The sequence below is a fragment of the Streptomyces bottropensis ATCC 25435 genome (assembly GCF_000383595.1).
GTDB lineage: Bacteria > Actinomycetota > Actinomycetes > Streptomycetales > Streptomycetaceae > Streptomyces > Streptomyces bottropensis.
In genome coordinates this window covers 8201593-8226759 of sequence record NZ_KB911581.1, presented here as the reverse complement: position 1 = coordinate 8226759, position 25167 = coordinate 8201593, and the positions used below count along the sequence as shown (strand labels likewise).

Below are 25167 nucleotides of genomic sequence, written 5' to 3'. Positions count from 1 at the left end.
CCCGGCCCGCCCCTTGAGCCCTGTCCGCGCCGTGCGCCCCTTTGGGTGTCTTTGCCGCCCGTGTGACGTGTGCGTCGTACCTGCGAGATACGTCACGGTCCGGGCCCAAAGTCCCATCCGGTGGTGTCTACTGGACGGCATGCCTGAGCACGTGTCGATCCTCCAGCCTCTGGGCCTGGCCGCCCTCGCCCTCGCGTCGGTCATCTGGGTCGCCGTGCTGGTCCGCGTACTGAGCCGGGACCACGAGGTCCACCGCGGCCGCTTCGCCGGCCTGACCGGCCGAGGTGGGCAGCGCCTGTGGGGCCTGCCGCACCAGCGCCGCAAGGGCCCCCACGTGGAGCACGTGGAGCTGACCCCGGCGGAGCAGGACGCCTTCGCGTTCCTGGCCCGCCAGTTCAGCGACGACCGCCTCGCCTGAGCCCGTCACCGCCAGGTCCGGCCGCGGCGTCCAGCCGGTCCGGCCGAGGCGTCCAGTCGCAACGCCCGGCCGAGATGCCTAGCCGAACGTCCCCGCCCGCCGCTCCATCGCGTCCCGGGCCGCGTCCTCCGTCGCGTACACCTCGCACATGTGGCGTCCGTCCGGTGTGGCCGTGTGCTCGACCTCCCACAGGGAGATCTCCTGCCCGTCCGTGAGCAGGAACGCGTGCTCGTAGAGCGAGAAACTCCAGCCGGGCCGACCGTGCCGCGCGGGACGGTGCGGGCGTCCGAAGGCCTGGGTGATCTCGTGCGCGAACGCGGTCCGCAGCAGCAGTGTGGCGAGCTCGTCCCCGGGAGGGTCCGGGTTCTCCGCGCGCCGCAGCAGCCGACGGGCGTGGTCCGCCGAGTCGTCCGGCACGTACTCGTGGCGCGGCTCGGGGAACGCCGCCAGCTCCACCACGGCGGGCAGCTCGAAGTCGGTGGCGTCCGGCGGCAGCGGCAGGCGCGCGGTGGCGGCCCGCAGCTCCTCGTCGTCCGTGTACACCTCGTGCTGGATCTCGCTGCCGAGCGCCGTGTTGTGCACCAGCTCCCACAGGGTGACGGCGGAACCGTCGGCCAGCAGCCACGTGTGCCGGTACGTCGCCCGGTGCAGCCCCGAACTGTAGTGCGCGGAGTGCAGTGAGCTGTCGTGCGCGAGGGCGCAGTCGAGGTGTCGAATCGTCTCGTCGGGCAGTTCGAAGGAGTTCAGGGCGCGGCCGAGCAGCCGCGCGAGGTGCTCCTCAGGAGACTCGGGCGACTCGGGTGGTTCGTACGCTGCCGTCTCGTACGGAACGCTCAAGGTTTCTCCCGGCGTTGCTGCATGTCACCTTGTGGGTGCATACCGTAGCCCCTCGGTCGGACATCGTGTCCGGGAACCGAGAAAACGTACGCCCGTAAAACGAGGGAGCCGCGCGGTCTGTTCCCGCGCGGCCCCACGAACTCGCAGAACAGGATGGTCAGATGCCGTCTCCGGCCGTCCACTCGCTCCACGGCATGTTCCAGCCGTTGAGGCCGTTGTCCGGCGCGACCGTCTTGTCGGGGGAGTTCTTGACGATCACCACGTCGCCGACGAGGGAGTTGTCGAAGAACCACTTGCCGAGCGTGTCGCCGTTCGCCCCCTGGGCGTCCGCGAGGCCGATGCAGCCGTGGCTCGTGCCCTCACGCCCGAACGGCGGGTTGCCCCGGTTGTACCAGTAGTTGCCGTGGACGAAGGTGCCCGACGTGGTCAGCCGCATCGCGTTCGGCACGTCCGCGATGTCGTACTCACCGCCGAAGCCCACCGTCGACCCGTTCATCCGCGTCTGCCGGAACTTCTCCGAGATCACCATCTGGCCGTTGTACGTCGGGTTCGCGGCGGCGCCCGCCGAGATCGGCACGGTCTTGAGCGTCTTCCCGTCCCGCTCGACCGTCATGGTCTGCGTGTTCACGTCGACCGTGGAGACCTGCGCGCGCCCGACCGTGAAGGTGACCGTCTTGTCCTGCACGCCGTAGAGGCCGTTCGCGCCCTCCACGCCGTCCAGGTCCAGCTTCATCGTGACCTTGGACCCGGCCTTCCAGTACTCCTCGGGCCGGAAGTCCAGACGCTGCGCCCCGAACCAGTGCCCGACCACCTGCTGCCCACTGCTCGACGTCACCTTGATGTGCGACTGCACGGCCTTCTTGTCCGTGATGGCCTTGTCGAAGGTGAACGACACCGGCATTCCGACCCCGACCGTGGTGCCGTTGTCCGGGGTGTACGTCCCGATGAAGCTGTTGGCCGTCGACACGGTCGTGAAGATGGAGTTCGCCGCCGCCGTCTTCCCGGCCGCGCTCTTCGCGGTCGCGGAGATCCGGTACTTCGTACCGCGCTCCAACTGCTCCTTCGGCTTCCAGGACCGCCCGTCCGCGGCTATCTCGCCCGCCACGGCCGTGCCGCCCTCGACGGCGGTCATCTTCACCTCGGTCAGCTTGCCGCCGCTGACCTTCACCCCGGTCGCGTTGATGGACGCGCCCGTCGATCCGTCCTTCGCCGAGATCGTGATCCGCGCCACCGCGTCCTCGGCCGAAGTCCCCTTGCCACCACTCTTGTTGTCGGCCTGGGCGTCTCCGCCACAGCCGGTGAGGGTCAGCGCACCGACCACCAGCACGGCACAGGTCCCCAGTGCCTGCCGTACAGCAATCTTCGGCCTTGTCACGATCTGCTCCAGCTTCTTGGCGTCCGCGTGATCCGCGTGATCTACGTGCTCCGCTCCGGTACGTGGAGAGAGAGCGAGCGGTGGCCGAGAGGGTTCCCCCTGACTCCCGCCTGACGGCATCACGTGACAGAACCGGGACAATCGCCCCCGGCGGCACCGCCGGAACGCTGGAACTACCGACCTCTCAGATCCCGTTGGCCCTCATGGCCCTCATGGCCCTCATGGCCCTCATGGCCCTCATGGCCCCCATGACCCCCCTCATGCCCCTCACCCTCACGTCTCTCCGTACAACTCCCCGTACGACGGCCACACACCACCCGGCCCGTCCACCGACTCGGCCGCCCGCACCGCCCGCACGATCGCCCGTGTCACCAGGTCCGCCCCCGCCGCGAGGAGTTCGTTCAGTGCGAGGGGGCCCGCCTGCGGCGGCAGCGGGCGGGTGCCCGTCGCCAGGGTGAACACCGTGTCCCCGTCGTTGAGCAGATGCACGGGACGCACGGCGCGGGCGATGCCGTCGTGCGCCGTCCCGGCCAGCTTCTGGGCCTGGGCGCGGGTCAGGCCGGCGTCGGTGGCGACCACGGCCAGCGTGGTGTTCATCGGGGGAGGGGGGCTCTCCGCGGCGGCCTCGGCGATCCGGCGCCGCGCTCTCTCGTGGACCTCCGGCGCCGGATACGCCCTACGCCCCTGGAAAAGCTCCCCGTAGAGCACCCCCGTCTCCGGATCCGTCACCGAGCCCGCCGCGTTGGCCACCACCAGCGCGGCCACCGTGATGCCCGACTCCAGCACGGTGCTGGCGGTGCCGATGCCGCCCTTGAGGAGTCCGACCGTCGCCCCCGCCCCGGCACCCACGCAGCCTTCCGCCACGGGGGCGCCGGGCCCGCTCGCGTCGGCCGCCTCGACCGCGGCCCGGCCGAGGGCGGCATCGGGTCTGGCCCTGAAGTCCCCGCCCCGGCCCAGATCGAAGACACAGGCCGCCGGCACCACCGGCACCACGTGCGCCGGGTCACGGCCGACCCGCACGCCCCGCCCCCGTTCCTCCAGCCAGGCCATCACACCCGACGCCGAGTCCAGCCCGTACGCGCTGCCGCCGGTCAGGACCACCGCCTCGACCTTCTGCACCAGGTTGCGGGGATCGAGCGCGTCCGTCTCCTTGGTGCCGGGCCCGCCCCCGCGCACGTCCACCGCCGCGACCGCGCCGCCCTCCGGGGCCAGCACGACCGTGGTCCCGGTGAGCCAGCCCCCGCCGACCCGGGTGGCGTGACCGACTCGTAGGCCGGCGACATCGGTGAGCGCGTCAACTGCCATGGGCGTCACGGGTGTCGTGGGCCGGGCTCGTCCCGAGGTCCCTGCGGGTCTCCCCGGCACGGTGGTCGCGGGCGCTGAGCGCGACCCCGGCCGCGACCGTCACGGCGGCCACGACGCCCGCGGTCAGGACCGCCCAGTGGCCCAGGAACGTGCACACGGCCACGGCCAGCGCGGAGAGCGGCAGTACGGCCTGCCGGGCCGCGCCCACCTTGTAGTGGCGGGCGTGCAGGGCCCACACGGAGAGGAGATACAGCGCCGTCGGCAGGGTCACCGCGGCGGACGCGGCCAGTGTGGAGATGTGCGCCTTGCCCACCGCCTGCTCCACCGCGACCTCCAGCCCGGCGCCGATCGCCGCCGCCGAGGCGAAGATCAGGTAGTGGCCGTAACCCCACAGGAAGCCTTCCTTGCTGGAGCGCAGATGGCCGTGGATGGGGACGGTGAAGTAGACCCACCACGCCGAGAACACGATCAGCAGCCCGCCCGACGCGATCGGCAACAGTTCGCCCAGCGCGTCCTCGTCGTCCACCGCGGACTTCACGGCGACCGTCGCCGCCAGGATCGTCTCGCCGAGCACGATGATGGTGAACAGGCCGTACCGCTCGGCGATGTGATGCGGATGCCAGGACGTCTGGAAGCCTCTCTCCGCGAACACCGGGACGGACAGTTCCGCGATCGCCATCACCAGGAACAGCCACGGTCGGGCCGGCTCCGGGAGGACCAGCAGCCCCAGCCAGCCGACCTGGCAGAGCGCCACACCAGCCGCGTACCGCAGTGCCGTGCCCCGCTCGGCGCCCGTCGCGGTCCGCGCGGCCCGCAGCCACTGCGCGGTCATCGCCAGCCGCATGATCACGTACCCGAGCACGACCAGCAGCCAGTCGTGGTCCTCGAAGGCCCGGGTGACGCCGGCGGCGAGCACCAGCACACCGGCGATCTGGACGAGGGTCATCAGTCGGTACGGCACGTCGTCGTTGTCGTACGCCGAGGCGAACCAGGTGAAGTTCATCCAGGCCCACCAGATCGCGAAGAAGACCATCGCGTAGTTCACGATGCCCTCGGCCGCGTGGGCCTCCGCGACCGCGTGCACGAGTTGGACGCCCGCCTGGGCCACGGCGACCACGAAGCAGAGGTCGAAGAAGAGTTCCAGCGGTGAGGCGACCCGGTGTTCCTCCCCTCGCCCCCGCGCGACCAGCCTGCGTACCGGGGCCCGGCCGCCGCCGGAGTGGGAGGCGGAGGCCGAGGAGGAGGACGCGGCCGAGGCCGTGCCGGAGTCCGGGGCCGGTTCCGGAGCCGAGGTGCCCGAGGGTGTGGAACTGGACGTCATGGGGCCTAGCACACCAGATAACCCGGGGGAATTCTCGCTCGGGTGCGCACAAGTGCCTGGCGGGGCCGGGGGAGTGCGCGGACGGGCCCGGCGAACGTGTGGGTGGGCAGGGGGAGAGGCCCCCGTCGGCCGCCGCCGGCCGGGCGCGGGGCCGTACCCTGGAGGCATGAGTACCGCTCCCGCCCCCGAACCGCGTGACCCCAAGGCCGCGCTGGTCTTCGACGACCCGCTCAGCCGGCCGTCGTCCGACGACACCGACCACGGGTGGGGCGAGCGGCCCGGCGACGGCGGCGACAGCGCGGCCGACCTGAAGCGCTTCCTCGACGAGAAGCCGCCCCACCACCTCTGACACCGTCGGCCGAGTGCCGCGAACGCCGCCGCTAGGTGCGGTCGTGACCGGAACCGCGCTGGGCCACCAGGGCGTCGCGGATCTCCTTCAGTACCTCCAGCTCGGACACCTCGATGACCTCTTGCGTGCCTTCCTTCGCCCTGCGGCGGGCCTCCTGGCGGGCCAGGTACTTGGCCATGGGAAGCACCATCAGGAAGTAGACGACGGCCGCGGTGATGAGGAACGTGAGCGTCGCGTTCAGCACCGTGCCCCAGAGGATCGCGACGCCGTCGGTGACCGTGCCGTCCGCCGCCACCTCGCAGGGGTCCTTCAGACACGAGCGGTACTGGTCGAGGTTCTTCGTGCCGAACGCTCCCACCAGCGGGCTGATGACGCCCTTCACCACCGAGTTGACGATGTTGGTGAAGGCCGCGCCGATGACCACGGCGACGGCCAGGTCCACCACGTTCCCCCGCATCAGGAAGGCCTTGAAGCCCTCCCAGACGCTCGGTTGCTTCTGCTTGCTCACCACGAGGCCCTTCCGCGCTGATTGTGGAACAAACGACTCCGCAACCTACGTCAGGGCCGGGCCCGGGTGTCCAGCCGGGTCCCACCATCGTGGGACTTGGCATCACCACAGCGTCACCGCCAACCGGGACGTGGCGCCCGCGCCGGCCAGCCGGGCCGCGGTGCGGCGGGGCACGGTCAGGACGACCAGGGCTCCGCTCTCGGTGGCGTCGGCGGCCGGCACCTTGGACACACGGGCACCGCGGGCGACGATCCGCGCGGCCCCGGTGTCCGTGGCGGACTCCTCGGCCGCGATCACGTCGACGCGGTCACCGGGGCGCAGCAGCCGTACCGTCGCGCCGTCGGCGATGCGGACCGGCGCGGCCACCGTCCCGGCGGCGGAGGGGCGCCCGGGGACCGGGTCGGCCACGGGGTGGCCCCTGACCCGTCCGGTCTCCCCCGGCCCCGCTCCCGTCACCAGCAGGGCGGCCGCGGTCACCGCCAGGCCCGCGGCCATGGCCCGTCGTCGGCAGCGGGCGAGACGGCGGAGCCGGTGCGCCCCGCCGCGCACCCGGAGCGGCGCGAAGTGCGGGACCTCGCAGGTGGGAGGGGCGTCGGTGCCGGGCGGGCCGGCGGCCCAGGAGGGAAGCCGTGCGGGCGCGGGCCGGGACGCGGAAGGGGGCCGGGACGTGGAGGTGGAAGGGGGCCGGGACGTGGACGTGGGTCGGGACATGGAAGAGGACATGGGGACCACCACCTGCTGTGTGAGATCGGCTTGCGGTCCCACGATGAGGCTTCGCGGCGGCTGCTGCTGCGGGCTGTGGACTGGCGACAGGTTGTGGATAACTCCACCGCCCGAACGAGGAACTCCGCCTGCCGTCAGCGCCCATCGCCCGCAGACAACTCCCGCCGCTCGCCCCCCGCCACTACCCCCGCAACTGCCCCCCGATCAGTCCGTGACGGAGCCCGTCGACACCGACTACGGCAGCTCGAACCCCGGATCCATCCCGCCCAGCGCCTTCGCGCACAGACAGTCGCGGCTGCCGTTCGGCGGCAGGGCGGCGACCGCGTCGAAGAGGACGCCCCGCAGCCGGTCGACGTTCGCGGCGAAGACCCGCAGAACCTCCTCGTGGGAGACGCCCTCCCCCGTTTCGGCGCCGGCGTCGAGGTCGGTGACGAGGGTCAGGGTGCTGTAGCAGAGCTCCAGTTCGCGGGCGAGGACGGCCTCGGGATGGCCGGTCATACCGACGACGGACCAGCCCTGGGCCTGGTGCCACAGGGACTCGGCGCGGGTGGAGAAACGGGGGCCCTCGATCACCACCAGGGTGCCGCCGTCCACCGGTTCCCAGTCCCGGCCGCGCGCCGCGTCGAGGGCCGCCTCGCGGCCCACGGGGCAGTAGGGGTCGGCGAGCGAGACATGGACGACGTTGGGGACGGCCCCGCCGGGCAGCGGGAGACCGTCGAAGTAGGTCTGGGTGCGGGACTTGGTGCGGTCCACCAGCTGGTCGGGGACGAGAAGCGTGCCCGGTCCGTACTCCGGCCGCAGACCGCCCACCGCACACGGGCCGAGTACCTGGCGCGCTCCGACGGAACGCAGCGCCCACAGGTTGGCCCGGTAGTTGATGCGGTGCGGCGGCAGATGGTGTCCACGCCCGTGGCGGGGCAGGAACGCGACCCGGCGTCCGGCGATCTCACCGAGGAAGAGGGAGTCGCTGGGCGGCCCGTAGGGGGTGTCGATCTGTATCTCGGTCACGTCGTCGAGGAAGGAGTAGAACCCCGACCCCCCGATGACCCCGATCTCCGCCAGGTCCGTCCCCGCCGAGCCCGTCCCCGCCGTGCCGCCCGCCGAGCCCGTCCCCGCCGTGCCGCCCGCCGTGCCCGTCCCGCCCACCGGTCCCGCTCCGTTCGCCACGTGTTCCGTGTTCGCCATGCCCGCACCCTAACCGGGCCGGGAAAACGCCGAAGACCCCGCCGTCGCGTACGACTCGCGTACGACGGCAGGGTCCCGGACGGGAGCGCTAGGCGGCCGAGGTGCTGCTCGTGGAAGAGGAGCCCGCGGACGACGACTTCGAGTCGGAGGACGACGAAGACGAGGACGACGAAGACGACGAGGACTTCGCGTCCGAGGACGACTTCGTCTCCGACGAGCCCTTCGACGTCGCCGGGCTGCTGCTCGACGAGGAGCCACGGCTGTCGTTCCGGTAGAAACCGGAGCCCTTGAAGACGATGCCGACCGCGGAGAACACCTTCTTGAGGCGGCCGTTGCAGGCGGGGCACTCGGTCAGGGCGTCGTCGGTGAACTTCTGCACCGCTTCGAGGCCCTCACCGCATTCGGTGCACTGGTACTGGTACGTCGGCACTGGCTCTTCCTCCTGGCACTCTCACTCGATGAGTGCTAACGACGGTCCATAGTGACCTATTCCCCCGGGATCAGTCCACTGTCACCGGCACTCGGTGACCGACGACACGCGCGACGGTACGGCTCCGGGGCCGGCCCACCAGCCGCGTACGCAGCGCGAACAGGGTGGCCAGGGCCAGTACCGTACCGGCCGCGGGGACCAGGAATCCGGCGCCGGTCCACAGCCGGTCCTCCAGCTGTCCGGCGGCCGTGACGGCGGCCGCCTGGCCGAGCGCGACCGCCCCGGTGAGCCAGGTGAAGGCCTCCGTGCGGGCGCCGGAGGGGACCAGCGAGTCGACCAGCGTGTAGCCGGTGATCAGGGCGGGGGCGATGCACATGCCGACCAGCAGGCCGAGCGCGGCGAGGACGAGCACCGAATCGGCGGTCCACAGGGCGGAGGCGACCACCGCGAGGGCCGTGTAGCCGACGATCAGGCGCCGCTGAGGCGCCCCCTTCCAGGCGATGGCGCCGCAGACGATGCCGGAGAGCATGTTGCCGGCGGCGAAGACGCCGTACAGGACGCCGTTCAGGCCGGGCTCGCCGATCGACTCGGAGAAGGCGGCGAGCGAGACCTGCATACCGCCGAAGACGGAGCCGATGCCCAGGAAGATGACGATCAGGACGCGCACCCCGGGGAGGGACAGGGCGGAGACGCGCTCCACGCGCGCGTGCGCCATGGAGACGACCTTGGGCTGGGTGGCGCGCTGCGCGGCGAACAGCAGGCCGCCGATCAGGGTGAGCCCGGCCTCGGTGAGCAGGCCGGCGGCCGGGTGCACGGCGGTGCAGAGCGCGGTCGCGAGCAGCGGGCCGAGCACGAAGGTCAGCTCGTCGGTGACGGACTCGAAGGCGGCGGCGGTGCCCATCAGGGGCGAGTCCTGGAGCTTGACGCCCCAGCGCGCCCGCACCATGGGGCCCACCTGCGGCACCGAGGCGCCCGTCGGCACGGCGGCGACGAACAGCGCCCACAGGGGGGCGTCCATCAGGGCCAGTGTCATCAGGGTGAGACCGGCGGCCCCGTGGACGAGGACGCCGGGGATCAGGACGGCCCGCTGCCCGTGCCGGTCGGCGAGGCGGCCGCTGTAGGGGGCGAACAGGGCCATGGAGACACCGGTGGCGGCGGCCACGGCGCCGGCCGCCCCGTACGAGCCGGTGGTGTGCTGGACCAGCAGCACGATGGAGATGGTCAGCATGGCGAACGGCTGGCGGGCCGCGAAGCCGGGGAGAAGGAACGTCCACGCGCGCGGGGTGCGCAGCAGCTGCCCGTATCCCGGGCGGGACGCCTTCGGAGTGTTCGAGGTGTTCGAGGTGACCGTGGATGCCACGGCCGTGCCTTTCCGCCGCCTGGTAGCGCGCCCGTGCGGGGGGCGCCGAGAGCTGTCCTCTTGCGCTACTGCGGTAGATGCCGGAGCCCACTGCGAGGGGTGTTCCGGCCGCCATACGGTCGCGCCAGCTCTGCGTCAGGCAGAGTTGGTCCGATCAAGTGCGCCTTCATCGTACAGGGGTGATCGGCCGGGTCGCCTGTGAAAACGAGCACCATGGGTGGTCGCGCCCATGATTCCAGAGGGTGTGAACAGGACGAAACCTGCTCTTAACGACCCGCCCCGCCGTTCTTCCCGTGCTTGTTCCCATTGCCGTGCCTGTTCCCGTGCCTGTTCCCGTTGCCCGTCCCCAGCCAGTCCGCCAGCTTGCCGCCCTGGCCGACGGCCCTGAGGCGGCGTTCAGCCTGGTCGCGGACCGGGTCCGTGGCGACGACGAGCAGTTCGTCACCGCGGCGCAGGACCGTGGTCGGCAGCGGCACGAAGGAGGTGCCGTCGCGGACGACGAGGGTGACGGCGGCGCCCGGGGGGAGCCGCAGTTCGTTGACCTCGACGCCGTGCATACGGGACTTCTCGGGGATGGCGACGGACAGCAGGTGGCCGCGCAGCCGCTCCAGCGGTGCCGACTCGATGCCGAGGTCGGCGGCCTCGTCGCCGGAGCCGCCGAGGCGCAGCTTGCGGGCCAGCCAGGGCAGTGTCGGCCCCTGGACGAGGGTGTAGACCACGACCAGCACGAAGACGATGTTGAAGATCCGGCGGCTGCCCTCGATCCCGCTCACCATGGGGATCGTCGCCAGGATGATGGGCACCGCGCCGCGCAGGCCGGCCCAGGACAGCAGTGTCTGCTCCCGCCACGGGACCCGGAACGGCGTCAGCGCCACGATGACGCTCAGCGGTCGCGCCACCATGGTCAGCACCAGGCCGATGACGAGCGCGGGCCAGATGTCGTCGCCCATCTCGTGCGGGGTGACGAGCAGGCCGAGCAGGACGAACATGCCGATCTGGGCGATCCAGCCGACGCCCTCCGCGAAGCCGCGCGTGGCCGGCCAGTGCGGCAGCTTGGCGTTGCCGAGGACCACGGAGGCCAGGTAGACGGCGAGGAAGCCGCTGCCGTGGGCCATGGCGCCGGCCGCGTAGGCGGTGACGGCGATGGCCATGACGGCGATCGGGTAGAGGCCGGAGGCGGGCAGCGCCACATGCCGCAGGCACCAGGAGCCCAGCCAGCCCACGGCGAGTCCGATGGCGGCGCCGATCGCCAGTTCCAGCGCTATCTCGCCGATGAGGACGTACCAGTGTTCGACCGGTCCGGCCATCGAGAGCGAGGCGACGAGGATCACGACCGGGGCGTCGTTGAAGCCGGACTCGGCCTCCAGAGTGCCCGTCACGCGCGCGGGGAGGGGGATCTTGCGCAGCACGGAGAAGACGGCCGCCGCGTCCGTGGAGGACACGACCGCGCCGATGATGAGTGACTGTCGCCACTCCAGCCCGATCAGATAGTGCGCGCTCGCGGCCGTGACGCCGACGCTCACCGCGACCCCGACCAGCGCCAGTGAGGCGGCGGCCGGCAGGGCCGGTTTGATCTCCTTCCACTTCGTGCCGAGGCCGCCCTCCGCGAGGATCACGACGAGGGCCGCGTAGCCGATGACCTGGGTCAGTTCGGCGTTGTCGAAGTGGATGTCGCCGATGCCGTCCTGGCCCATGGCGATGCCGATGCCCAGGTAGACGAGCAGGCTGGGGAGCCCGCTGCGCGACGAGATCCGGACCGCGGCGACCGCGACCAACAGGACGAGCGAGCAGACGAGCAGGAGCTGGTTGAGGTCGTGGACAGTCAGAGGGCCGTACCTTTCTCGCCGAACCGCACGTGGTTCCGGTTGGGATTGCCGAGCACTGGATGCGGGGCACACGCGCGTGGGGGCACGCCGAGCCGATCACGGAAACCGTGCGATTGCGGTTACGTCAGTGCAAGTACTTCGTTACCTTACCTAACTCTTGACGATTTCTTGACGCTTGCGGGGGCAAGATCGAACAGTCGTCCGCGCCAGTTCCCGACTCCGCGTCAAGTCGTGTCGGGCCCTGCGCCTATGGTTGCTCCAGCGTTCAGTACAAAGCACAGCCCGACCTGCCGCTCGTGTTAGGACAGCAAGGACAGCGATGCCCACCGACAATCCCGCCTCCTCCGGCCAGCAGTCCGGCAAGTCCGGCAGGAAGAAGGGACGCAAAGTCCGTCTTCTCCTGATCGTCCTGGTCCTGGCCATCATCGGTGGCGTCGGCTACGGGGCGTTCTGGTCCGTCTCCACCGTGCGCGCCTCCTTCCCGCAGACCAAGGGTTCGATAGCCCTGGAGGGTCTGTCGGGACCGGTCGACGTCAAGCGCGACGGCCACGGGATCCCGCAGATCTACGCCTCCTCCGACGAGGACCTGTTCATGGCGCAGGGCTACGTCCAGGCGCAGGACCGGTTCTACGAGATGGACGTGCGCCGCCACATGACGGCCGGCCGTCTCTCGGAGATGTTCGGCGAGAGCCAGGTCGACAACGACGAGTTCCTGCGCACCCTCGGCTGGCACCGCATCGCCGAGGAGGAGTACAAGAAGACGCTCTCGGCCGAGACGAGGAAGTACCTCGACGCGTACGCCAAGGGGGTCAACGCCTACCTCGCGGGCAAGGACGGGGACGAGATCTCGCTGGAGTACGCGGCCCTCGGCTTCGCCAACGACTACAGGCCCGAGGAGTGGACCCCGGTCGACTCGGTCGCCTGGCTGAAGGCGATGGCGTGGGACCTGCGCGGCAACATGCAGGACGAGATCGACCGCGCCCTGATGACCAGCCGCCTCGGCCCGAAGCAGATCGCCGACCTGTACCCGCAGTACCCGTACGACCGCAACGGGACGATCGTGCGGGAGGGCCAGTACGACGAGCTGACCAAGACCTGGTCGGACGGGTCCGGCCCGACGCAGAACGCCGACGGCTCCACGCAGGGCACCGGCCAGAGCGTCGACGGCTCCACACAGGGCACCGGCGGCACGGGGACGGGCACCGGCACCGCCGGGACCTCCACCGACTCCGGAGCCCTCCAGACCCAGCTGGACGGCCTCTACGGCGTCCTGGAGGACCTGCCCGAGGCCGTCGGCGTGAACGGCAACGGCATCGGTTCCAACTCCTGGGTCGTCTCCGGCGACCACACCATCACCGGCAAGCCGCTCCTCGCCAACGACCCGCACCTGTCGGCGGCGCTGCCCTCGGTCTGGTACCAGATGGGCCTGCACTGCAAGGCCGTCTCCGCCAAGTGCCAGTACGACGTCTCCGGCTACACCTTCTCGGGCATGCCCGGCGTGGTCATCGGCCACAACGCGGACATCGCCTGGGGCATGACCAACTCCGGCGTCGACGTCACCGACCTCTACCTGGAGAAGCTCACCGGCGACGGCTACCAGTACGGCAGCAAGGTCCTGCCCTTCGACACCCGCGAGGAGACCATCGAGGTCGCCGGCGGCACGTCCAAGAAGATCGTCGTCCGCACCACCAAGGACAACGCGCCCCTGCTGTCCGACCGCAGCAGCGAACTGGTCCAGGTCGGCAAGAAGGCCACGGTCGGCCAGGACGCCCCGGACCGCGGCGACGGCTACGGCATCGCCCTGCGCTGGACCGCGCTCGACCCCAGCACCACCATGGACGCCGTCTTCGCCATGAACAAGGCCAAGGGCTGGGACGACTTCCGTGCGGCCGCCGCCCTGTTCGACGTCCCCTCGCAGAACCTGATCTACGCCGACACCGAGGGTCACATCGGCTACCAGCTGCCCGGCAGGATCCCCACCCGGGGCAAGGGCGACGGCTCGATCCCGGCGCCCGGCTGGGACGCCAGGTACCGCTGGACCGGGTACATCGACCAGGACGAACTGCCCTACGAGTACGACCCGGAGCGCGGCTACATCGTCACCGCGAACCAGGCCGTCGTCGACAAGAAGTACCCGTACACGCTCACCGCGGACTGGGGCTACGGCACGCGCGCGCAGCGGATCACCAGTCTCATCGCGTCGAAGATCAAGGGTGGCGGCAAGATCTCCACCGACGACATGCGGCAGATGCAGATGGACAACAGCAGCGAGATCGCCAAGCTGCTGGTGCCGCTGTTGCTCAAGATCGACGTGAACGACCCGCACGTCCGCGAGGCGCAGAAGCTCCTGGAGGGCTGGGACTACACCCAGGACGCCGACTCGGCGGCCGCCGCGTACTTCAACTCGGTCTGGCGCAACATCCTCAAGCTCGCCTTCGGCGACAAGCTGCCCAAGGAACTGCGCGTCGAGGGCCAGTGCCTGTCGGTCGAGCCGGTCGACGCCACCGGCCCCGCCGACGAGGACCGGCGGGTGCGCGAGTGCGGCAGGCGTGACGCGGACCAGGCGCAGCCGGACGGCGGCGACCGCTGGTTCGAGGTGGTCCGCAAGATCATCGACGACCAGGACAACGACTGGTGGTCGACGCCGAAGACGCGCACCGAGAAGGCCGCCGACACCCGCGACGAGCTGTTCAAGCGGGCCATGCGGGACGCCCGCTGGGAGCTCACCGCCAAGCTCGGCAAGGACATCGACACCTGGAGCTGGGGCCGGCTGCACCGGCTGTTCCTGAAGAACCAGACCCTCGGCGCCGACGGTCCCGGCTTCCTCAAGTACATGCTCAACCGCGGCCCCTGGAAGCTCGGCGGCGGCGAGGCCACGGTCAACGCCACCGGCTGGAACGCGGCGGGCGGCTACGAGGTCGTGTGGGTGCCCTCGATGCGCATGGTGGTGAACCTCGGGGACCTCGACAAGTCCAAGTGGATCAACCTCACCGGCGCCTCCGGGCACGCGTACAACGCGCATTACACCGACCAGACCGACAAGTGGGCCAAGGGCGAGTTGCTGACGTGGTCGTTCTCGGACAAGGCGGTCGAGCGCGGTACGAGCGACACGCTGCTGCTGAAACCGTGACGCCCTCCTGAACGCCGGAAGCGGCCCTCCACGCACGCGTGGGGGGCCGCTTCCGTGTCCGGGTCACCGGAACCGTCGTACCCCCGCCGGGGTCACCACCGCGTGCACCGGGCGGTCGTGCGGCTCCTCGGGGACCCGGTCCACGACCTCCGTGTCGTACAGGAGCACCACCAGCGCCGGGTCGGCGCCCGCGCGTTCCAGGCGGGCCAGCACGCGGTCGTACGAGCCGCCGCCCCGCCCCAGCCGCATCCCGCGCGCGTCGACCGCCAGGCCCGGCAGCAGGACCGCGTCGGCGGTGGTCACGGCCTCCGGGCCGAGGCGCTCGCCGACGGGTTCGAGGAGCGCCATGCGCCCGCCCCCGTGCCGCACGCGCGCGAGGGAGGCCTCTCCCGCGTAGGCGCCCCAGTCGAGGTCGTTGTCGGGGAGCAGGACCGGGAGCAGGACGCGCACGCCCCGGGCGCGGAGCGCGTCGAGGAGCGCGAGCGTGCCCGGTTCACTCCCTACGGCGACATACGCCGCGACCGTCCGCGCGTGCGCCAGCTCGGGCAGACCGAGGGCGCGTTCCGCAAGGGCGCCCGTCGTGTTCCGGACGTCATCCGGTGTCAACCCGTTCCTCACCAGGAGGAGCTCTCGTCGCAACATTCGCTTGGAAAGCTCCGGTTCAGGTCCCATCCGGCTCACAGGCAGCTCCAGTTTCTTCGTAATCAGCTCATATGAGAACGAATTCATCGGAGCCACAGATTCCGCACAAAGGCACCGGATATGGTTCCGCCCATGAGTGAGGCGAACCCCAGGATCAGCAAGGCTGTCATCCCCGCCGCGGGTCTGGGAACCCGGTTCCTGCCGGCCACCAAGGCGACCCCCAAGGAGATGCTGCCGGTGGTCGACAAGCCGGCGATCCAGTACGTGGTGGAGGAGGCCGCGTCGGCGGGTCTCGACGACGTCCTGATGATCACCGGCCGGAACAAGCGCCCCCTTGAGGACCACTTCGACCGCAACTACGAGCTGGAGTCGGCCCTCCAGAAGAAGGGCGACGCCCACCGGCTCGCCAAGGTCCAGGAGTCCAGCGACCTCGCGACCATGCACTACGTCCGCCAGGGCGACCCCAAGGGCCTCGGCCACGCCGTCCTGTGCGCCGCCCCGCACGTGGGCGACGAACCCTTCGCCGTCCTCCTCGGCGACGACCTGATCGACCCCCGCGACCCCCTTCTGAAGCGCATGGTCGAGGTCCAGGAGGAGAACGGCGGCAGCGTCATCGCGCTCATGGAGGTCGCGCCGGAGCAGATCCACCTCTACGGATGCGCCGCCGTCGAGGCCACGCAGGACGGCGACGTCGTCAAGGTCACGGGCATGGTCGAGAAGCCGGAGGCGGCCGACGCCCCGTCGAACTACGCGATCATCGGCCGGTACGTCCTCGCCCCGCAGATCTTCGACGTGCTGCGCCGCACCGAGCCGGGCCGCGGCGGCGAGATCCAGCTCACCGACGCCCTCCAGCAGCTGGCAGCCGACGAGAAGGTCGGCGGCCCCGTGCACGGCGTCGTCTTCAAGGGCCGCCGCTATGACACCGGTGACCGTGGCGACTACTTGCGTGCCATTGTCAGACTCGCATGCGAACGTGAGGACCTGGGGCCGGAGTTCCGGACCTGGCTCCGCAGTTACGTAGCCGAGGAGATGTAGTCACATTGAGCACCGCCGCGACCCGCGCCACCGACCCGGACCACCTCTGGTCGGTGACCGAGCACCTGGAGGACATCCTCGCCACCGTCCGCCCCCTGGAACCCATCGAGCTGCAACTCCTCGACGCCCAGGGCTGTGTCCTGGTCGAGGACGTCACGGTGCCGGTGTCACTGCCGCCGTTCGACAACAGCTCGATGGACGGGTACGCGGTACGGGTCGCGGACGTCGCGGGCGCGAGCGAGGAGTTCCCGGCCGTGCTCACGGTGATCGGGGACGTCGCGGCGGGCCAGGCCGAGCCACCCCGGGTCGGCCCCGGCGAGGCCGCCCGCATCATGACCGGCGCCCCGCTGCCGCCCGGCGCGGAGGCGGTCGTCCCGGTGGAGTGGACCGACGGCGGCCTCGGCGAGGGACCCGTCCTGGGGATGCGCGCCCGCAGCGCGAACCCCGAGGGCGCCACCGGCCAGGTCGCCGTGCACCGCGCCGCCGAGGCACGCGCCCACGTACGCGCGCAGGGCAGCGACGTGAAGGCCGGTGAGCGCGCCCTGGCCGCGGGGACGATCCTCGGCCCGCCGCAGATCGGACTGCTGGCCGCCATCGGCCGCGCCTCGGTACGCGTCCACCCGCGCCCGCGCGTGGTGGTGCTCTCCACCGGCAGCGAACTGGTCCCGCCGGGCGAGACCCCGGCCACCGGCCAGATCTACGACTCCAACAGCTTCGCCCTCACCGCCGCCGCGCGGGACGCGGGCGCGATCGCCTACCGCGTCGGCGCCGTCGCCGACGACGCCGAGACCCTCCGCTCCACCATCGAGGACCAGCTCGTCCGCGCCGACCTGGTCGTCACCACCGGCGGGGTCAGCGTGGGTGCGTACGACGTCGTCAAGGAGGCCCTGGAGTCCGTCGGCGACGAGGACGAGGAGGGCGCCGGCATCGACTTCCGCAAGCTCGCCATGCAGCCCGGCAAACCCCAGGGCTTCGGCACCATCGGGCCCGACCACACCCCGCTGCTCGCCCTGCCCGGCAACCCGGTGTCGTCGTACGTCTCCTTCGAGATCTTCGTCCGGCCCGCCATCCGCGCCCTGATGGGCCTGCCCGACGTCCACCGCCGGACGACCACGGCGACCCTCCGCGCCCCCAAGGCGCTGACCTCGCCCGCGGGACGCCGCCAGTATCTGCGCGGGACGTACGCCGACGGCGAGGTCACGCCCGTCGGGGGCGCCGGATCGCACCTCGTCGCGGCCCTCGCGCACGCCGACGCGCTGATCGTGATCCCCGAGGACACCGCGTCGGTCGAGCCCGCCGCGGAGGTCGAGGTCGTCCTGCTCGGCTGAACCGTCGGGGGTGGCGTACCGTGTCGCGCACAACCGAGCGCGCGCCGCACCGCGACGGGCCCCGACCGGGAGCGTCACACCACCATGAGTACGCCGCAGGACCGACTGACCCACATCGACGAGGCGGGCGCCGCCCGCATGGTCGACGTCTCCGGGAAGGACGTGACAGCGCGCACCGCCCGCGCCAGCGGCCGGGTCCTGGTCTCGCCGAAAGTGGTCGAACTGCTGCGCGGCGAGGGGGTGCCCAAGGGCGACGCCCTCGCCACCGCGCGCATCGCCGGGATCATGGGCGCCAAACGTACGCCGGACCTGATCCCGCTCTGCCACCCGCTCGCGGTGTCGGGCGTCAAGGTCGACCTGTCGGTCGCGGACGACGCCGTGGAGATCCTCGCCACCGTGAAGACCACCGACCGTACGGGCGTCGAGATGGAGGCCCTCACCGCGGTCTCCGTCGCCGCCCTCACGGTGATCGACATGGTCAAGGCGGTCGACAAGGGCGCGGTCATCACGGACGTCCGCGTCGAGGAGAAGACGGGCGGCAAGTCGGGCGACTGGAGCCGGACATGACGCCGCCCACCGACGGCACCCGGTCCGCGCCGTACCGCGCGCTGGTCGTGACCGCCTCCAACCGCGCCTCCGCCGGCGTCTACGAGGACCGGGGCGGGCCCCTGATCGCCGAGGGGCTCACGCGCTTCGGCTTCACCGTCGACGGCCCTCAGGTCGTGCCGGACGGCGACCCCGTGGAGGCCGCGCTGCGGGCCGGTGTCGCCGCCGGGTACGACGTGATCGTGACGACCGGCGGGACCGGCGTCTCGCCCACCGACCGCACCCCCGAGGCCACCCGCGCGGTCCTCGACCACGAGGTGCCGGGCATCCCCGAGGCCATCAGGGCGTACGGCCGGGACAAGGTGCCGACGGCGGCGCTCTCCCGGGGCCTCGCGGGAGTCGCGGGCCGGACCCTGATCGTCAACCTGCCCGGCTCGACCGGCGGCGTCCGGGACGGCCTGGCCGTGCTGGAACCCCTGCTCACCCACGCCGTCGACCAGCTCCGCGGCGGGGACCACCCGAGAACCGGCCACGGGGGTGCGAGCTGAACACCCCATCCTGGCCCGTGGCGCTGGTGGACGGCGAGGTCGTTCTCCGGCCCATAAAGATGCGTGACCAGCGGGCCTGGCGCGAGGTGAACCGGCGCAACCGGGACTGGCTGCGGCCCTGGGAGGCGACCATCCCGCCGCCCACGCCCAGCGGGCCCGTCGCGCACCGGCCGACGTACCGTCAGATGGTCCGCCATCTGCGGGCGGAGGCCAACGCGGGCCGGATGCTGCCGTTCGTGATCGAGTACCAGGGGCGGCTGGTCGGGCAGTTGACGGTCGCCGGGATCACCTGGGGCTCCATGTGCTCCGGCCATGTCGGCTACTGGGTCGACGAGTCGGTGGCCGGTCGCGGGGTGATGCCGACGGCCGTCGCGCTCGTCGTGGACCACTGCTTCCGGACCGTCGGACTGCACCGCGTCGAGGTCTGCATTCGGCCCGAGAATCGGCCGAGCCGACGGGTGGTGGAGAAACTCGGATTCCGGGAGGAAGGTCTTCGTCCACGATATCTTCACATCGACGGAGCCTGGCGCGACCATCTCGTCTTCGCGCTCACCGCGGAGGAGGTCCCCGAGGGGCTGCTCGGCCGCTGGCAGCGGGAACGGACGCGGAACGCGCGGAACGCCGCTTCCGACGCCGGTAAGCCCGGAGCTCCTCAATAAATGAAATAAGTGTTCGAAGAAAATGCCCCGGCGGCGATCGGTCGACGATCGGCTTGAACGAGTCGGGACGTTCTCGGGACGTTCTCAGCACGTTAATTTCGTGCTCTCGGTGGCCCGCTGATCGGATCGGTCACAAAAAAAGCTCGAAATATCAGCCGGATCGTGCGACACACCGGCTCAATTGGCGGATGGCCTCACGCAAACCCCTCTACCGTGTGAGTCGTGAGCAGCAGCGGCCTCATCTACGCAGTCATCGTCGGGGCCTGGGCCGCCTACTTGGTGCCGATGTGGCTCCGTAGGCAGGACGAGCTGAACGAAGCCCGTCCGACGGAACGCTTCAGCACCGCCATCCGGCTGCTTTCCGGCCGGGCGGGGATGGAGCGCCGATACGCCAAGGACCTGCGGGCGCGCTCCACCGAAGAGGGGGAGCCCAGCGCCGAACCGGACGGCGTCACCGACTCGGTGGACGTCCGGGCCTTCGCCATGCCCCCGCACCGGGAGCACACGAAGGCCCGATTGCCGGCGGAGCGAGGTGAGTCGGCGCAGCAGGGACAGCAGCCCCAGCAGCCGGGGAAACCGGCGGCGCAGGCGCCCGCTCCGGCACAGTCGAAGCCGTTGCCCCAGCAGGGCGGGGCGCCGCAGGCCAAGCAGGGGGCGCCTCACCCGCCGGCTCCCGCGCGCGCGAAGCGTGCGGACCAGCAGCGTGCGGACCAGCAGCGGCCGGACAAGCAGTATGCGGACCAGCAGACGGCGGCCGCGCGCCGGGCCAACTCGGCGGAGGCCAAGGCGCGGGCCCAGCGCTCGAAGGTGCTCGCGCGCCGACGGCGTACGACGGTGCTGCTCTTCCTCGCCTTCTCGCTCGGCGCGATCGTCGCGGCGGTCGGCGGACTCGCCTTCCTGTGGGCGCCGGCCGTACCGGCGGTGCTGCTGAGCACGTACATCGCGCACCTGCGCCGCCATGAGCTGAAGCGGTTCGCGTACACGATGGACCGGCGCCAGGCCGAGGTGGCGGCGCAGCGACTGCGGGAGCGGCAGCCCCAGCGGCGGCGCCCCGCACCGGACCCGGTGGACACCGACGAGCCGGAGGACGGACCCGAGAACGAGGAGAGCAGGGCCGAGCTGACCGCCCTCGCGGCCGACCGCCGCGCACTCGTCGAGCAGACCGACCACGCCGAATGGGTCGACCAGCAGCGCGAGCGCCAGCGGCGGCCCGGCCAGGGCGACAGCTGGGACCCCGTCCCCGTGCCGCTCCCGACGTACGTCACCGCGCCGGTCGCACCCCGGGCCACCTCCGGCGTCGACCTCGGTGCCCCGGACGCGTGGAGCTCCGCGCGCTCCAGCGCGGCCGACCCGCACGGCTCCTCGGGCGCCCCGTCCCACTCCGCGCCCGCCCCCGGGCGTGAGCCGGAGGGGGAGCGTGACGGCGGGGAGGGGGCGCAGGACGCCGGCGCGGGCGAGGCGGGTGACGCCCCCGACGGTGGCCGCTCCGACGCCCGCCGGGCCGCGTCCGCGCGCCGCTCCCGCGAGCGGGGGCGCACGCCGCTCTTCGACCAGTACGAGGACGGCGACCGCCCCCGAGCGGCCAACGAGTGATCACGCGGCCCCGGATCTCCCACTCCGCTGACCAGCCAGGAGCCGGCCGCAGGCCGCCCGGCGGCCTCTCGGATACGGATTTCCGAGCACTGCGATCGGGATGCTAGAGTTTCACTCGTTGCAAGGGCCTGTGGCGCAGTCTGGTAGCGCACCTCGTTCGCATCGAGGGGGTCTGGGGTTCAAATCCCCACAGGTCCACCCAGGTAACGACGTCAGAACCCCGATCCCGAAACGGATCGGGGTTCTTCGTTTCCGCCGGTACGGGCCGGTGAGCCGTTGAGTTTCGGGTCTTTGGGCTGTACGGGGTCGGTAGTGGTGTCGGGCGCTCAGCGGGCCGTGCCAACTCCCCAATGCGGAGCGGTTCTTCGGGCGGTGGCGGCCGTGATCTGTTCGGGGTGAAGTCGGCCACCCGGCAGTACATGGGTTCTGGTGCCGTGAAAAGGCTGCCGTTCGCCCGTGCGAGACATGGGTCGGCTGCGGCGTTGGTGCCGCGCTGGATGACACTCACCCGGGCCCACGCGCCCGGGCCCCACTGGCGATTCGCGGGCGCATGGCGGACGGCGTTATTGCCGGCCGAGGCCCAGTGCGGTCGCCGTGGCGAGGCCACCCCAGCTGTCCGGGGTGCGCCACAGGACGTGGACGCCAAATACGTCGTGGACGGTGTCGGCCGACCACTCTTCTACAGGCGGTTCGCACAGGACCAGGTAGAGGCCGGCGGCCGGGTCGGGCAGCGTGTGGTTGATCTCGAGGAGGCGGGTCGCTCCGGAGCGAAGGTCCTCGTACGTGGAGCGGCCGGCTCCCAGGACCTCGTAGACGAACAGGCCCTCGCTGGTGGCGCAGCTGACGTCGACGACCGAGGAGTCGGCCGGCTGCAGGTCCGACCACAACAGGGCCGACTTCAGCGCGTGGCGCACAGCCTCGTGCTTCCTGCATGTACGGTCGGCAGCCGCCGACGTCTCCAGCGCGCGGAGGAAACCCTCCTTCGTTGTCGCTGTCTGTGTGGCGGGAACATCGTCGACGGCGGTCACGGGTTCGGTTTCCTTCTGCTCGGGTTGATGCGCAGCGGTGGCGGGGGTGTACTCGAAGTCCGGTTCGGCCGCAACGGCAAGGCGCGCCTTGAGCGTTTCCCGTGCTTCGGCCAGGGACTGTGCCCAGCCCGAACTCGCAAGGCTCTCCCGGAGCCGACTCACGTCCGGTGCCCCGTCCTTGAGCGCGCGGTTCGTGCTTGCCGCGAGGTCGCGCAGCACGCTCAGCCGGTCCCGGTCCGGGGAACCGAGCACGCGCCGTACGTCCACCCAGTCCGCCTGGTCGCGGCGGAGGACACGGTTGGCCATGCCCTGTAGCTCGGAGAGGCGGTTGCGGGCATCCTCCGGAACAGTGCCGCCGCCACTGTCGGTCAGTTCGTCGAGAACGCCGAGCGCCGCCACGTAGCGTTCCGCCATCCTGGGGGAGATGGGCTGGCGGCCCCGCTGGTCGGCTGTGAGCACGCTCTGGTTCGTCTCGTTGGCGAACACCCAGCAGTCCAGGACCTCGCCCGGACGCGGGGAGACCGAGCCGTGCCGGACGGTCAGGACCAGCGTGCGGTCGATGGCGGGAGACAGGGCCTTGACCTTGTATCGGCCGCCGGGCCCAGGGCCGGTGACCCGGACCCGGATGTCGGCCCCGATCTCGGGGACCTCACCCGGTGTTGAGCCGGCTTCGGCTTCGGCGGGTGGCGGTTCGCCGGTGTCGTCGGTGTTCGTGAGGCTCTCCGGGAGCGGGGCGGTGTGCAGCACGGTCAGGCTTTGCGTGCTGCGGGTGAGGGCGATGTAGAGCTGGCGCAGGCCCGCCGGGCCGCGATCGGCGATGGTGGTGGGTTCGACGACGAGGACATGGTCGTACTCCATGCCCTTGGCCTGGGCGGCGGCCAGTACGGACACCGCCTCGCGGCTCTGGCCGGTGATGTCGGCACTCTGATCCAGGTGGCGGCTGATCTCGTCTAGCCAGCCCGAGTCGTCGGGGACGATGACGGCCACCGAGCGCAGGGTGTGCCCGTCGCTCGTGCCCACCAGGCGGATGGCCTGGGCGACGGTGTCGCCGAGCAGCTTCCACGGCTCGGTCGGCACGGTTCGTACGGCGTCCTCGCCGGCTTCTCGAACGGCCTGCGGGTAGGGCAGTGCCGGTGCGACCGCACGGGCCAGGGGTGCGACGAACTCCATGATCTCGGCGGGCACGCGGTAGCTCGTGTTCAGCTGGGCGACGTGCCAGTCGCCGTGGTCGGAGAGGAGGGCGCCGAGGCGGTCCCAGTCCGCGTACGTGTGGGGCCCGGTGGCCTGGGCGAGGTCGCCGAGGATCGTCATGGAGCCGTTCACCGCGCAACGGCGGCGCAGCGAGCGGGCCTGCATGGGGGTGAGGTCCTGCGCCTCGTCGACGACGATGTGTCCGTAGCGCCGTGGGGTTTCCCCGGTGATGAGGTACCGGAGTTCTTCCAGGCAGACGCGGTCGTCGAGGGTCCAGGGGTCGTCGGCGGCGGTGGCCGCCCGGGGGCGGTGCAGGGCGGCCTGCTCCTCGTCGGCGAGGATGCCGTCGGCGCATGTGCGCAGCAGTTCCGGTGAGTCGTAGAGGCCCCGGAGCGCTTCCCTGGCGCCCGGTGACGGCCAGACGCGTTCGATGAGGCGTTCGACTCGGCGATTGCGTTCCAGGTCGCGGCGGATGGTGTCGTCGCTGCGGCGGCGCGGGGCGACGGCCATGAGTTCCCGCAGAAGGCGGTCGACGAGCAGGCTGCGGAAGCGGTCGCGCCGATCACGGTAGGCACCGTCGCCACCGCGGGCCTCGTCGAGGAGGGCGAGGAGCTCGGAACGCGGGATGCGCAGGGTCGTGCTTCCTGCGGTGACGGCGAACGCCGCTTCGTCGCCCTCGTAGGAGGCGGCGCTGGTGAGTGTGTCGAGGGCCTCGGGGCGGCACTCGTTCTCGACCCGCCGCCTCAGGACGGCCGCCATGCGCTCGTCGGACTTCACCAGCCGCGCCTGCGGGGTGTCGGCGCCGAGGATCTCGCCGTCCCACAGGCGGGTCAGCTGTACGGCGTTGACGTCGCGGGTGCCGAGGGTGGGCAGGACCTGACCGACGTAGTCGAGGAACCGCTGGTGAGGGCCGACGACGAGAATGTCCTGGGCCGTGAAGTGGTTGTTGTTGACCAGCCACGTCACGCGGTGCAGGCCGACCGCGGACTTGCCGGTGCCCGGACCGCCCTGCACGACGAGGATGTCGGAGGGTGAACCGGTGACCAGATCCATCTGGTCGCGGCGGATGGTCTCGACGATGTCCCGCATGCTGCCGCTGCGCGAGCGCTGGAGTTCACGCAGGAGGAAGTCGTCGGGCTGCAGCGGCTTCTGGCGCTGGATGCGGGCGATGTCGGAGGGGGTCGGGACGGGCGGACTTGGTGCTTCCCCCTTCTGCGTGACGGCGGCCGGCTCCGTGGGCCGGGCCTCCCGCTGGGCGTCCTCTGCCGCCGGCCGTGGCTGCGGGACGGGGGCGGCGGCAGTGATCTCGTCGAAGTAGTCCTCGACGACACGCTGTACACAGCGCAGTTGCCGCCGCAGGAGCACCTCGCCCGGGGCGTCGGGCAGCGCCTCGAACCACTTCCTGGCCAGCCGGCTGGTCCACAGTACGACGACGGTGTCGCGGGTACGGACGTCGGAAACGGCACGCCGGCCGACGTACCAGGTCTTGGGCCCCCTACCCGGCTCGTCCTCGTCAGGCGCGTCGACGCGGCTGATGACCAGCGACTCGCTGCCGAGCCCGTCGTATGCCGCGGCACGCTCCTCGGCCACGATCCGGTTGGCGACGCTGTCCTTGCCGCTGGCAGAGGCCATGGCGACCGAGCCCCCGGTCATTTCGGCCAGCCGCGCGGCATAGCAGTCGTAGGCGCGGTCCACCGCCTTCTGCTCGACGGCGATGATCTTGTCGCGCGTGGTGGTGTCGATGTACATACCCCTCCCCTTGCAGCGCCCCGGAGGGCGCTGCGACGGGCATACGCCCGGCCCGTCGAAATAACTATCAGAGACCTGCTG

At 71.3% G+C, this 25167-nt stretch carries 21 protein-coding genes and 1 tRNA gene; 10 read left to right on the top strand and 12 right to left on the bottom strand.

Annotated features, from left to right (window positions below):
- The first annotated feature begins 139 nt into the window (after positions 1–139).
- Complete coding sequence (locus STRBO_RS0136310; RefSeq protein ID WP_005485964.1) at positions 140–418, top strand: hypothetical protein; 279 nt, start codon at positions 140–142, stop codon at positions 416–418.
- Between the two features lie 78 nt (positions 419–496).
- Here the strand turns inward: STRBO_RS0136310 and STRBO_RS0136305 are convergent, their stop codons facing one another.
- From STRBO_RS0136305 to STRBO_RS0136285, 4 genes are all read right to left on the bottom strand, one after another.
- On the bottom strand, positions 497–1255 hold the full coding sequence (locus tag STRBO_RS0136305; protein ID WP_005485963.1) for a DUF6227 family protein: 759 nt from the start codon (positions 1253–1255) through the stop codon (positions 497–499).
- A gap of 157 nt (positions 1256–1412) precedes the next feature.
- Positions 1413–2630: a L,D-transpeptidase gene (locus STRBO_RS0136300; protein ID WP_028797051.1), complete on the bottom strand. Its 1218-nt coding sequence runs from the start codon at positions 2628–2630 to the stop codon at positions 1413–1415.
- Positions 2631–2903: 273 nt separating this feature from the next.
- Positions 2904–3935, bottom strand: a complete 1032-nt coding sequence (locus tag STRBO_RS0136290; RefSeq protein WP_005485961.1) for a P1 family peptidase — start codon at positions 3933–3935, stop codon at positions 2904–2906.
- Positions 3925–5256 carry a low temperature requirement protein A gene (locus STRBO_RS0136285; RefSeq protein ID WP_005485960.1) on the bottom strand — a complete coding sequence of 444 codons (1332 nt, stop codon included), beginning with the start codon at positions 5254–5256 and terminating at the stop codon, positions 3925–3927. The genes STRBO_RS0136290 and STRBO_RS0136285 overlap by 11 nt, the downstream gene beginning before the upstream one ends.
- Positions 5257–5422: 166 nt before the next feature.
- On the opposite strand from STRBO_RS0136285, the gene STRBO_RS0136280 reads away from it, so the two are divergent.
- The gene (locus tag STRBO_RS0136280) at positions 5423–5605 is read left to right on the top strand and encodes a hypothetical protein (RefSeq protein WP_005485959.1); all 183 of its coding nucleotides are present in this window, start codon (positions 5423–5425) and stop codon (positions 5603–5605) included.
- A 31-nt stretch (positions 5606–5636) separates the two neighbouring features.
- Here STRBO_RS0136280 and mscL read toward each other — a convergent pair whose 3' ends face one another.
- The 6 genes from mscL to STRBO_RS40780 all read right to left on the bottom strand — a co-directional run bounded on the left by mscL (position 5637) and on the right by STRBO_RS40780 (position 11709).
- The gene (gene mscL, locus STRBO_RS0136275; RefSeq protein ID WP_005485958.1) at positions 5637–6116 is read right to left on the bottom strand and encodes a large conductance mechanosensitive channel protein MscL; all 480 of its coding nucleotides are present in this window, start codon (positions 6114–6116) and stop codon (positions 5637–5639) included.
- 99 nt (positions 6117–6215) lie between these two features.
- Positions 6216–6824: a hypothetical protein gene (locus STRBO_RS45225; protein ID WP_237547685.1), complete on the bottom strand. Its 609-nt coding sequence runs from the start codon at positions 6822–6824 to the stop codon at positions 6216–6218.
- 246 nt (positions 6825–7070) lie between these two features.
- Positions 7071–8021, bottom strand: a complete 951-nt coding sequence (locus STRBO_RS0136265; protein ID WP_005485956.1) for an S-methyl-5'-thioadenosine phosphorylase — start codon at positions 8019–8021, stop codon at positions 7071–7073.
- A gap of 88 nt (positions 8022–8109) precedes the next feature.
- Complete coding sequence (locus tag STRBO_RS42435) at positions 8110–8451, bottom strand: FmdB family zinc ribbon protein (RefSeq protein WP_005485955.1); 342 nt, start codon at positions 8449–8451, stop codon at positions 8110–8112.
- Between the two features lie 70 nt (positions 8452–8521).
- On the bottom strand, positions 8522–9811 hold the full coding sequence (locus STRBO_RS0136255; protein WP_005485954.1) for an MFS transporter: 1290 nt from the start codon (positions 9809–9811) through the stop codon (positions 8522–8524).
- Positions 9812–10077: 266 nt separating this feature from the next.
- Positions 10078–11709 carry a potassium/proton antiporter gene (locus STRBO_RS40780; protein ID WP_005485952.1) on the bottom strand — a complete coding sequence of 544 codons (1632 nt, stop codon included), beginning with the start codon at positions 11707–11709 and terminating at the stop codon, positions 10078–10080.
- 247 nt (positions 11710–11956) lie between these two features.
- Here STRBO_RS40780 and STRBO_RS0136245 point away from each other — a divergent pair, with 247 nt between their 5' ends.
- Entirely contained in the window at positions 11957–14767 is a 2811-nt protein-coding gene (locus STRBO_RS0136245; RefSeq protein WP_005485951.1) for a penicillin acylase family protein, read from the top strand.
- Between the two features lie 63 nt (positions 14768–14830).
- Here STRBO_RS0136245 and STRBO_RS0136240 read toward each other — a convergent pair whose 3' ends face one another.
- Positions 14831–15439, bottom strand: coding sequence for a 5-formyltetrahydrofolate cyclo-ligase (locus STRBO_RS0136240; RefSeq protein WP_078531647.1), 609 nt, complete (start codon positions 15437–15439; stop codon positions 14831–14833).
- A 102-nt stretch (positions 15440–15541) separates the two neighbouring features.
- On the opposite strand from STRBO_RS0136240, the gene galU reads away from it, so the two are divergent.
- The 7 genes from galU to STRBO_RS0136205 all read left to right on the top strand — a co-directional run bounded on the left by galU (position 15542) and on the right by STRBO_RS0136205 (position 21316).
- A complete protein-coding gene (galU, locus tag STRBO_RS0136235) occupies positions 15542–16444 on the top strand; it encodes a UTP--glucose-1-phosphate uridylyltransferase GalU (RefSeq protein WP_020115636.1) in 903 nt (300 codons plus the stop codon).
- 5 nt (positions 16445–16449) lie between these two features.
- The gene (gene glp / locus STRBO_RS0136230; protein WP_005485948.1) at positions 16450–17772 is read left to right on the top strand and encodes a molybdotransferase-like divisome protein Glp; all 1323 of its coding nucleotides are present in this window, start codon (positions 16450–16452) and stop codon (positions 17770–17772) included.
- Positions 17773–17856: 84 nt separating this feature from the next.
- Entirely contained in the window at positions 17857–18339 is a 483-nt protein-coding gene (gene moaC, locus STRBO_RS0136225; RefSeq protein ID WP_005485947.1) for a cyclic pyranopterin monophosphate synthase MoaC, read from the top strand.
- Positions 18336–18866 (top strand): MogA/MoaB family molybdenum cofactor biosynthesis protein, encoded by a 531-nt coding sequence (locus STRBO_RS0136220; protein ID WP_005485944.1) that lies wholly within the window; start codon positions 18336–18338, stop codon positions 18864–18866. Before moaC ends, STRBO_RS0136220 begins: the two co-directional genes overlap by 4 nt.
- A gap of 17 nt (positions 18867–18883) precedes the next feature.
- Complete coding sequence (locus tag STRBO_RS0136215; RefSeq protein ID WP_005485943.1) at positions 18884–19525, top strand: GNAT family N-acetyltransferase; 642 nt, start codon at positions 18884–18886, stop codon at positions 19523–19525.
- A 222-nt stretch (positions 19526–19747) separates the two neighbouring features.
- Complete coding sequence (sepX, locus tag STRBO_RS0136210; protein WP_005485942.1) at positions 19748–21118, top strand: divisome protein SepX/GlpR; 1371 nt, start codon at positions 19748–19750, stop codon at positions 21116–21118.
- Between the two features lie 124 nt (positions 21119–21242).
- A tRNA-Ala gene (locus STRBO_RS0136205) sits at positions 21243–21316 on the top strand.
- A gap of 365 nt (positions 21317–21681) precedes the next feature.
- Here STRBO_RS0136205 and STRBO_RS0136200 read toward each other — a convergent pair.
- A complete protein-coding gene (locus STRBO_RS0136200; protein ID WP_005485941.1) occupies positions 21682–25086 on the bottom strand; it encodes a HelD family protein in 3405 nt (1134 codons plus the stop codon).
- Between the last annotated feature and the right edge of the window lie 81 nt (positions 25087–25167).

Excerpts from the sequence above, each read along its gene's own strand:
- STRBO_RS0136310 (WP_005485964.1), top strand. The coding sequence starts at position 140 with ATGCCTGAGCACGTGTCGATCCTCCAGCCTCTGGGCCTGGCCGCCCTC.
- STRBO_RS0136290 (WP_005485961.1), bottom strand. The coding sequence starts at position 3,935 with ATGGCAGTTGACGCGCTCACCGATGTCGCCGGCCTACGAGTCGGTCAC.
- STRBO_RS0136285 (WP_005485960.1), bottom strand. The coding sequence starts at position 5,256 with ATGACGTCCAGTTCCACACCCTCGGGCACCTCGGCTCCGGAACCGGCC.
- STRBO_RS0136280 (WP_005485959.1), top strand. The coding sequence starts at position 5,423 with ATGAGTACCGCTCCCGCCCCCGAACCGCGTGACCCCAAGGCCGCGCTG.
- STRBO_RS45225 (WP_237547685.1), bottom strand. The coding sequence starts at position 6,824 with ATGTCCCGACCCACGTCCACGTCCCGGCCCCCTTCCACCTCCACGTCC.
- STRBO_RS0136265 (WP_005485956.1), bottom strand. The coding sequence starts at position 8,021 with ATGGCGAACACGGAACACGTGGCGAACGGAGCGGGACCGGTGGGCGGG.
- STRBO_RS0136245 (WP_005485951.1), top strand. The coding sequence starts at position 11,957 with ATGCCCACCGACAATCCCGCCTCCTCCGGCCAGCAGTCCGGCAAGTCC.
- STRBO_RS0136240 (WP_078531647.1), bottom strand. The coding sequence starts at position 15,439 with ATGGGACCTGAACCGGAGCTTTCCAAGCGAATGTTGCGACGAGAGCTC.
- galU (WP_020115636.1), top strand. The coding sequence starts at position 15,542 with ATGAGTGAGGCGAACCCCAGGATCAGCAAGGCTGTCATCCCCGCCGCG.
- moaC (WP_005485947.1), top strand. The coding sequence starts at position 17,857 with ATGAGTACGCCGCAGGACCGACTGACCCACATCGACGAGGCGGGCGCC.
- STRBO_RS0136220 (WP_005485944.1), top strand. The coding sequence starts at position 18,336 with ATGACGCCGCCCACCGACGGCACCCGGTCCGCGCCGTACCGCGCGCTG.
- STRBO_RS0136200 (WP_005485941.1), bottom strand. The coding sequence starts at position 25,086 with ATGTACATCGACACCACCACGCGCGACAAGATCATCGCCGTCGAGCAG.